Consider the following 8842-nt stretch of genomic DNA (forward strand, 5'->3'; position numbering starts at 1 on the left):
TTCCGGAAGTGATCGAACATTCCCCGGATCATGAAAACCGTGTTCATGAGTTCTCAAAGGGGTAACACAACTGATGAACAGTCATGCATACGGTTTCGGTAATGAATCGGCCATTCCGTGGCATGCATCTGTCATTGACGGCTCGTTTGCTGCCACGATTCCTGCGGCTGCAGACGAGGGGGCCCCACCCCCCGGTGCAGCCGACCAGATCAGGTGCAGCGCGTCCCAAACCTGCCACGACTTGTGAGCACCGCAACCGCACCCCCGTCGCACACCCCGGGCGGGGGCCCCCACTGCGCCGCAACCCTGCGGCCCAGGTTTCTCTCCACCGGTGCGAACCCGCGCCGGTCGGAAAAGGAGTCCGCATGTCCCGTTACGCTCACGCCCGGAAGGCCGCGGTTGTCATGGCCGCAACCACCGCGCTGCTGGTGACCGGCATACCGGTCATCGCGCAGGCCGCGACGCCCGACGCCCCGTCCGCCGTCGCCGCCCAGCAGTCGGACCGGGCCGCGCTGATCGCCTCCGCGAACCAGCAGTCCGCGTCCTTCGCCCAGGCCCTGGGCCTGAGCGGCCAGGAGAAGCTGGTCACCAAGGACGTCGTCCTGGACACCAACGGCGGCCGCCACCTGCGCTACGAGCGCACCTACGCCGGACTCCCGGTGCTCGGCGGCGACCTGATCGTCCACCAGGACGCCGCGGGCGCCACCAAGAGCGTGACCAAGGCCAGCGAGGCCAACCTCAGCGGCGTCAGCACCACGCCGGCCCAGGCCGCGCCGAAGGCCCAGGCCGCCGCGCTCGCCGCCGAGCAGGGCGCCGCCGTCGACACCGCGCCGCGCCTGGTCGTCTGGGCCGCCGACGGCACCCCGAAGCTCGCCTGGGAGACCGTCGTCTCCGGCCGCGAGTCCGACGGCACCCCGAGCAAGCTGCACGTGGTCACCGACGCCGCGACCGGCGACGTGCTCAGCAAGGCCGACGGCATCAAGCGCGGCTCCGGCAACGGCGTGTTCGTCGGCAACGTGCCGCTGACCACCACCCAGAGCGGCTCGACGTACTCGCTGAAGGACGCCACCCGCGGCGGCCAGTACACCACCGACATGAAGAACGGCACCTCCGGCAACGGCACGCTGTTCAGCAAGTCGAGCGACACCTGGGGCAACGGCCAGGCCAGCAACCGCGAGTCCGCCGCCGTGGACGCCCAGTTCGGCGCGGCCGCCACCTGGGACTTCTACAAGAACACCTTCGGCCGCAACGGCATCCGCAACGACGGCGTCGGCGCCATGAGCCGGGCCCACTACGACACCGGCTACGTCAACGCGTTCTGGGACGACAGCTGCTTCTGCATGACGTACGGCGACGGCTCGGGCGACACCCACCCGCTGACCGAACTCGACGTCTCCGGCCACGAGATGAGCCACGGCGTCACCTCGGCCACCGCCAACCTGAACTACTCGGGCGAGTCCGGCGGCCTCAACGAGGCCACCTCGGACATCTTCGGCTCGATGGTCGAGTTCTACGCCAACCTGCCCGCCGACAACCCGGACTACCTGATCGGCGAGCTGATCGACATCAACGGCAACGGCACGCCGCTGCGCTACATGGACAAGCCCTCCAAGGACGGCACCTCCGCCGACTCCTGGTACTCGGGCGTCGGCAACCTGGACGTGCACTACTCGTCCGGTGTCGCCAACCACTTCTTCTACCTGCTGGCCGAGGGCAGCGGCGCCAAGGTGATCAACGGCGTCAGCTACAACAGCCCGACGGTCAACAACATCACCGTCGGCGGCATCGGCCGGGACAAGGCCCAGCAGGTCTGGTACAAGGCGCTGACCGCGTACATGACCTCCACCACCAACTACGCCGCCGCCCGCACCGCGACCCTGAACGCGGCCACCGACCTGTACGGCGCGAACAGCGCCGAGTACAACGCGGTCGCCACGGCCTGGGCCGCCGTCAACGTCGGCTCGCTGCCCAACCCCGGCGGCATCACCGTCACCAGCCCGGGCAACCAGTCCACCGCGGTCGGCGGTGCGGTGAACCTCCAGATCAAGGCCTCCGGTGGTACCGCGCCGCTGTCGTACAGTGCGACGGGTCTGCCGGCCGGGCTGGCGATCAACGCCTCCACCGGCGCGATCACCGGTACCGCCACCACGGCGGGCTCGTCGAACGTGACGGTGACGGTGAAGGACTCGGCGGGCAAGTCCGGTACCGCGAGCTTCACGTGGACGGTGACCGGTGGCGGTGGCGGTACCTGCACGCCGGCGCAGCTGCTGGGCAACGCGGGCTTCGAGACGGGTTCGGCGGCGCCGTGGACGACCAGCTCCGGTGTGGTGGACAACAGCTCCTCGCAGGCTGCGCACGGTGGTTCGTGGAAGTCGTGGCTGAACGGCTACGGTTCCTCGCACACCGACACGCTGGCGCAGACGGTGACGATCCCGGCGGGCTGCAAGGCGACGCTGAGCTTCTGGCTGCACATCGACACCGCTGAGTCGGGCAGCACCGCGTACGACAAGCTGGCCGTGTCGGTGAACGGCACCACGCTGAAGACGTACTCCAACGCGGACGCCGCGGCGGGCTACCAGCAGCGGACCTTCGACCTCTCGTCCTACGCGGGCCAGACGGTCACCCTGAAGTTCACCGGCACCGAGGACGCCTCGCTGCAGACGAGCTTCGTGATCGACGACACCTCCATCCAGACCGGCTGAGTCCGGACCGGGCCCCCGCGGGCCCGGTGAACCAGGACAGGTGAGGGGCCCGGCGGCTACGGCTGCCGGGCCCTTGTCGTGCGTCCGGGCCCAGGCGGTGCAGAAACGTTTATCCCAGGCCCTTGACGCTCTCTCCCGGCGGCCCTAGGTTCAGCGCTGCAAGTTTCCGGCAAGTTACAGAAACTTCCTGCATAGCTCTTCCTGCACAGCTCATCCCCGGCTGCCCCCACCCCAGCCACCCCCAGGAGACGACGTGGTCACCACCGCCCCCACCCGCCGGACCGCCCGCGCGGCCGGCGCCCTCGCCGCCTCGGCGGCCCTGGCGCTCTCGCTCGCCACCTCCCTCGGCGCCCCCGCCGCCCAGGCCGCCCCACCCGCCGACAACGGCAAGGACGTCACCGCCACCCTCTTCGAGTGGCGCTTCGACTCCGTCGCCCAGGCCTGCACCTCGACGCTCGGCCCGAAGGGCTACGGCTTCGTCGAGGTCTCGCCGCCCCAGGAGCACATCCAGGGCCCGCAGTGGTGGACCTCCTACCAGCCCGTCAGCTACCGGATCGCCGGGCGGCTCGGCGACCGGACGTCCTTCAAGAACATGGTCGACACCTGCCACGCCGCCGGGGTCAAGGTCATCGCCGACGCCGTCGTCAACCACATGACGGCCGGCTCCGGCACCGGCACCGGCGGCACCGCGTACACCAAGTACACCTACCCCGGCACCTACCAGGACCAGGACTTCCACTCCTGCCGCCAGCCGATCACCAACTACCAGGACCGCTCCAACGTGCAGAACTGCGAGCTGGTCAACCTCGCGGACCTCGACACCGGCAGCGCGTACGTCCAGCAGACCATCGCCCGCTACCTGGACGACCTGGGCTCCCTCGGCGTCGACGGCTACCGGATCGACGCCGCCAAGCACATCGCCGCCGGCGACCTCGCCGCGATCAAGGCGAAGACGGCCAACCCCAAGGCCTACTGGGTGCAGGAGGTCATCTACGGCGCCGGCGAACCGGTCCAGCCCAGCGAGTACACCGGCACCGGCGACGTCGACGAGTTCCGCGTCGGCACCGACCTCAAGCGGATGTTCACCAGCGACAAGCTCGCCAACCTGTCCGGCTGGGGCGCCTCCTGGGGGTACCTGCCGAGCGGGCAGGCGCGCTCCTTCATCGACAACTGGGACACCGAGCGCAACGGCTCCACCCTCAACTACACCTACGGCAACACCTACACGCTGGCCAACGTCTTCCTGCTCGCCTCGCCGTACGGCGCGCCCAACGTCTACTCCGGCTACGCCTTCACCAACAACGACGACGGCCCGCCCAACGGCGGCACCGTCAACGCCTGCTACCAGGACGGCTGGAACTGCACCCACGCCTGGCGGCAGATCGCCAACATGGTCGGCTTCCGCAACGCCGTCGCGGGCACCGGCGTGACCAACTGGTGGTCCAACGGCAACAACGCGATCGCCTTCGGCCGCGGCAACAAGGGCTACGTCGCGCTCAACCACGAGAGCGGCCCGATCGCCCGGACCTTCCAGACCGGGCTCGCGGCCGGCACCTACTGCGACATCCAGCACGGCGACCCGCAGCCGGGCGGCGGCTGCACCGGCCCGACCTACCAGGTGGGCGCCAACGGGCAGTTCACCGCGACGGTCGGCGCGGGCGACGCGATCGCGCTGTACGTCCCGGGCGGGGCGGCCAGCACCTCCGGCGCCTCGTTCAACGTCAACGCGACCACCGTCAACGGCCAGAACGTCTACGTGGTCGGCGACGTCGCCGCGCTCGGCGGCTGGGACCCGGCCAAGGCGCTGCCGCTCTCCTCGGCCGGCTACCCGGTCTGGTCGCTGTCGCTCGCGCTGCCGGCCGGCACGGCCTTCCAGTACAAGTACGTCCGCAAGGACGCGAGCGGCGCGGTGACCTGGGAGTCCGGGGCCAACCGGACGGCGACCGCGCCGGCCTCGGGCCTGGTCACCCTGAACGACACCTGGCGGCCGTAGGCCCTGTCCGGCCACCCTCGGGCCGCCCCTGGACCCCCGTCAGCCTGGCCTGACGGGGGTCCCTCGTGCGGGTGGCCGTGCAGGTTCAAACCTCGGCCGGCGAGGCGGCGCTGACACGATCGCGGGATGAGAACCACCCCCCTCGTCCTCTCCGCTACCGCTACTCGCACGACGAGTGATCACCACGGGATCTAACTCCCGGCCCTGGAAGCGGGGTTGGGTTAGGGTGGGGACATGGTTGCGAACTGCAAGGAAGAAGTGGCCGTGAACGAACCGGAGTTCGTCAGCGCTCCCGCCCTGATTCTTCAGTCCCTCGCCGCCGACCCCGACCGACGGGCCATCACCACCGCCGACGGCATCGAACTCACCGCGGGTGACTTCGCCGCCGCCACCTACCGCCTCGCCCACGAGCTCATCGCCCGGGGCGTGGTGCGCGGCGACACCGTGACCCTGCTCGCGGGCAACACCGCCGAGGCGCTGAGCGGCCGTTACGCGGCAGGCCTCGCGGGTGCGCGGGTGGTGAACCTCTACGACGGCATGAGCGCCTCGACCCTGGCCGAGATCGCGACGAGCGTCGACACCGCCGTCCTGCTCGTCGACGCCGAACGGTACCCGGCGGCCGCCGAGTTGCTGCCCCTGATCGACGTGCCGACCGTCCTTTGTCTCGGCCCCGGACCGGCGGCCATCGGCGAGGACGTGATCGCCGCCGCCGCCCACCGGCCCGCCGAGCCGCCGGCCGTCCGGGTCGGCCCGGACGACGACTGGGGCATCCGGCACACCGGCGGGACCACCGGAATCCCGAAGGGCATCCGCAGCCTGCACGGCGCCTACCGGAAGGTCTTCGACACCCCCGGCCGCATGGAGAGCGACACACCCCGCTTCCTCGCCGCCACCTCGCTCGCCCACCTCGCCGGGCTCTTCTCCGACCTGACGCTCCACCACGGCGGCACGGTGGTCCTCCAGCGGTCCTTCGACCCCGGCGCGGTGCTGGCCGCGATCGAGCGCGAGCGCATCACCGACCTGTGGGTGCTGCCGCCGCTGCTCTACCAGCTGCTCGACCACCCGGCGATCGGCCGCACCGACCTGTCCAGCCTGCGCCGGGTCTCGTACGGCGGCTGCGCGGCCTCGCCCACCCGGGTGCGCGAGGCGCTCAAGGTGTTCGGGCCGGTCCTGTGGAGCGGCTACGGGCAGTCGGAGGCGCAGAACATCTGCATGCTCGCCCCGCACGAGCACGACCGGGTCGGGCACGGCGGCCAGATCGCGGTCGGCCGACCCCTCCCGGGCATCGAGGTGGCGATCCGGTCCGCCGACGGCGCCGAGCTGCCGACGGGGGAGCAGGGCGAGATCCACGTCCGCTCGGACACCGTCATGGCCGGGTACTGGAAGCGGCCCGACCTGACCGCCGAGGTGCTGCGCGACGGTTGGCTGAACACCGGCGACATCGGCTACTTCGACGCGGACGGCTACCTCTACCTGGCCGACCGGCTCAAGGGCAAGATCATCGTGGTCGGCGGGCACGTCTACCCGTCCGAGGTCGAGGACCTGCTGCTCACCCACCCGGCGATCGCGCAGTGCGCGGTCTTCGGGGTGCGCGACGCGCAGGAGGCGGAGCACGTCCACGTCGCCGTCGTCGCCGCGTCGGGGCAGCGGCCGGACCTGGAGGAGGTCCGCGCGTTCGTCACGGCCCACAAGGGGCGGATCTACGCGCCGGAGGCCCTGCACGTCGTGGCCGCGATCCCGCTGACGTCTGTCGGCAAGCCGGACAAGAAGCGGCTGCGCGAGTCCGTGACGGGCTGACGGCGGGAGGCCGACGGCAGGCTCTAACCTCGTCCGACGTACGGCATGGCGGTCGCCATCACGGTGGCGAACTGCACGTTGGCCTCCAGCGGCAGTTCGGCCATGTGCCGGACGGTGCGGGCCACGTCGGCCACGTCCATGGTCGGCTCGACCGCGAGCCGCCCGTCCGCCTGCCGCACCCCGGTGCTCATCGCGGCGGTCATGTCGGTCGCCGCGTTGCCGATGTCGATCTGCCCGCAGGCGATCCGGTACGGGCGGCCGTCCAGCGACAGCGACTTGGTCAGCCCGGTGACGGCGTGCTTGGTCGCGGTGTAGGCGATCGAGTGCGGGCGCGGGACGTGCGCCGAGATCGAGCCGTTGTTGACGATCCGGCCGCCCTGCGGGTCCTGCGCCTTCATCTGCCGGAACGCGGCCCGGGCGCAGAGGAACGCCCCGGTCAGGTTGAGGTCGACCACCGCCCGCCAGGCCTCGACCTCCAGATCCTCCACCGGCACGGCCGCGCCGAAGGTGCCGGCGTTGTTGAACAGCAGGTCCACCCGGCCGAAGCGCTCGACGGCTGCGGCGAACAGCGCGTCCACCGCCGCCGGGTCGGTGACGTCGGTCGGCACCACCGCGGTCGGCGTGCCGCCCAGGCGGGCGGTCTCCCGCAGCGGCTCGGCCCGCCGGCCGGCCAGCACCAGCCGCCAGCCGGCCGCGGCCAGTTCGACCGCCACGGCCCGGCCCACTCCGCTCCCGGCTCCGGTGACGACGGCGATCTGCTGGGGCATGGCGTTCTCCTGGGTCTGCTCGGGTCGGTTCGGCTTCGGCTTCGGCTGGGCGCGGGTCGGTTGGGGCGTGAGCCGATCGTTGCGGATGCGGGGGCCGCCGTCACTGGTCGAAGGCCCCAAAATTCGCACCCCCGGACAGGCCGCGGACCGTGCTCCCCGCCGTCCGGCCCCCGTCGTTCGGGGGGAGTGGTGAAGGCCTTTACCTGATCGCGAACAAACATTGGATTTCCGGTGGCCACCGCGCAACCGGGCCACCCCGGTCCACGTCATAAGATCGCAGGAAGGCGCGCCACCGCGAGGGAGGACGCGCCGCCACCCCGGGGACCGCACCAGCGCCGCGCCCCCGGTCTGTCCGGCCCCACCGGGGGGCCACAGCCCGGTCAGACGGACCGGGCGTGTCATCGGTCGGAGAGTCCTCACCGTGCTTAGGCAGTCGTCCCGTTCCCGCGCCGTCCTGACCGGCGCCGCCGTGCTCGCCCTGGCCGCCTCGCTCGCGGCCTGCGGGAGTTCCGGCGGCGGGAAGGGGGACGGCGGCAAGGCGGCCGGCACCCCGGGTGCGACCGGTACCGCTGCCACGGGCGGCTCGCCCAGCGCGGGTGGCGGCGGTACGCCCGCGCCCACCACCGCGGAGCCCGCGGCCGCCACCGGGAAGGTGCTGATGCCCACCGGTCCGGCCGCAAACCTGAGCAAGGCCCGGGACACGTCCGCCGGTCCGATCATGATGACCACGGTGACCGGCGCGAAGTCCGGCGTCTCCGGCAAGGTCTGGGTCTGGCTGCCGCCCGAGTACAACGACCCCAAGTTCGCCAAGACCGGCTTCCCGGTGCTCACCCTCTTCGCGGGCGGCCAGAGCAACGGCTACAACACCTGGACCGACAACCAGCTGCCGATCCAGGAGGAGAACGAGCAGCTGGTCAAGGCGGGCAAGTCCCACCCGTTCATCATGATCATGCCGGTGCAGAACTTCAACAGCGACGAGCACAACGCGCTGGACTGCTCCGACATCCCGGGCCAGCCCAAGATGGGCACCTGGATGTCCCAGGACCTCCCGGACTTCGTCCGCGCCAACTTCCGCACCGTGAAGGGCCGCGACGGCTGGGGTGTGATGGGCGCCTCCACCGGCGGCTTCTGCAGCGCCAAGCTCGCCCTCCAGCACCCGGACGTCTACAAGGCCGCCGTCCCGATCGACGGCTACTACGTTCCCGACTCGGGGCTGTGGAAGGGCCACGACGCCGAGCGGCAGGCCAACAACCCCGACGTGCTGGTCGCCCAGGGCAAGGCCGACGTGAAGATGCTGGTCACCGCGGGCGGCGCCAACCCGTACGAGACCAAGCTGGTCAAGGGCTGGGTCGCCAAGGCCGCCCCGCCGGTGTCGCTGGAGTACTACGAGCAGCCCGGCGGCAAGCACCTGACCTCGGACTTCAAGAAGATGATCCCGGACACGCTGCAGTGGCTCACCAAGAACCTGGCGGGCCCGGAGGCCGACTGATCCCAGCGGCGCGACGACCCGTACGGCCGTCTGTACAGCGACCCGCACGACGACCCGCACGCCGTGGGCCCGGGGCACCCAGGTGCCTGTCTCT

General features: G+C 71.0%; 5 protein-coding genes. 4 read left to right on the forward strand and 1 reads right to left on the reverse strand.

The features are described 5' to 3' along the window. Positions 1–365: 365 nt before the first annotated feature. The 3 genes from ACFVHI_RS10265 (at position 366) to ACFVHI_RS10275 (ending at position 6492) form a co-directional block, all read left to right on the forward strand. Positions 366–2702, forward strand: coding sequence for a M4 family metallopeptidase (locus ACFVHI_RS10265; RefSeq protein WP_380337588.1), 2337 nt, complete (start codon positions 366–368; stop codon positions 2700–2702). A gap of 253 nt (positions 2703–2955) precedes the next feature. Further along, positions 2956–4695 (forward strand): carbohydrate-binding module family 20 domain-containing protein, encoded by a 1740-nt coding sequence (locus tag ACFVHI_RS10270; RefSeq protein ID WP_380337590.1) that lies wholly within the window; start codon positions 2956–2958, stop codon positions 4693–4695. A 264-nt stretch (positions 4696–4959) separates the two neighbouring features. After that, on the forward strand, positions 4960–6492 hold the full coding sequence (locus tag ACFVHI_RS10275) for an AMP-binding protein (protein WP_380337593.1): 1533 nt from the start codon (positions 4960–4962) through the stop codon (positions 6490–6492). 23 nt (positions 6493–6515) lie between these two features. On the opposite strand, the gene ACFVHI_RS10280 is transcribed toward ACFVHI_RS10275, so the two are convergent. Then, positions 6516–7259, reverse strand: coding sequence for an SDR family oxidoreductase (locus ACFVHI_RS10280; RefSeq protein WP_380337596.1), 744 nt, complete (start codon positions 7257–7259; stop codon positions 6516–6518). A 421-nt stretch (positions 7260–7680) separates the two neighbouring features. Between ACFVHI_RS10280 and ACFVHI_RS10285 the strand changes: the two genes are divergently transcribed. Further along, a complete protein-coding gene (locus tag ACFVHI_RS10285) occupies positions 7681–8748 on the forward strand; it encodes an alpha/beta hydrolase family protein (protein ID WP_244293338.1) in 1068 nt (355 codons plus the stop codon). Positions 8749–8842: the final 94 nt, after the last annotated feature.

The organism is Kitasatospora sp. NPDC127121 (genome assembly GCF_042677305.1).
GTDB lineage: Bacteria > Actinomycetota > Actinomycetes > Streptomycetales > Streptomycetaceae > Kitasatospora.

What these genes read in the sequence shown, in the direction of transcription:
- ACFVHI_RS10265 (WP_380337588.1), top strand. Translation starts at nt 366, where the DNA reads ATGTCCCGTTACGCTCACGCCCGGAAGGCCGCGGTTGTCATGGCCGCA.
- ACFVHI_RS10280 (WP_380337596.1), bottom strand. Translation starts at nt 7,259, where the DNA reads ATGCCCCAGCAGATCGCCGTCGTCACCGGAGCCGGGAGCGGAGTGGGC.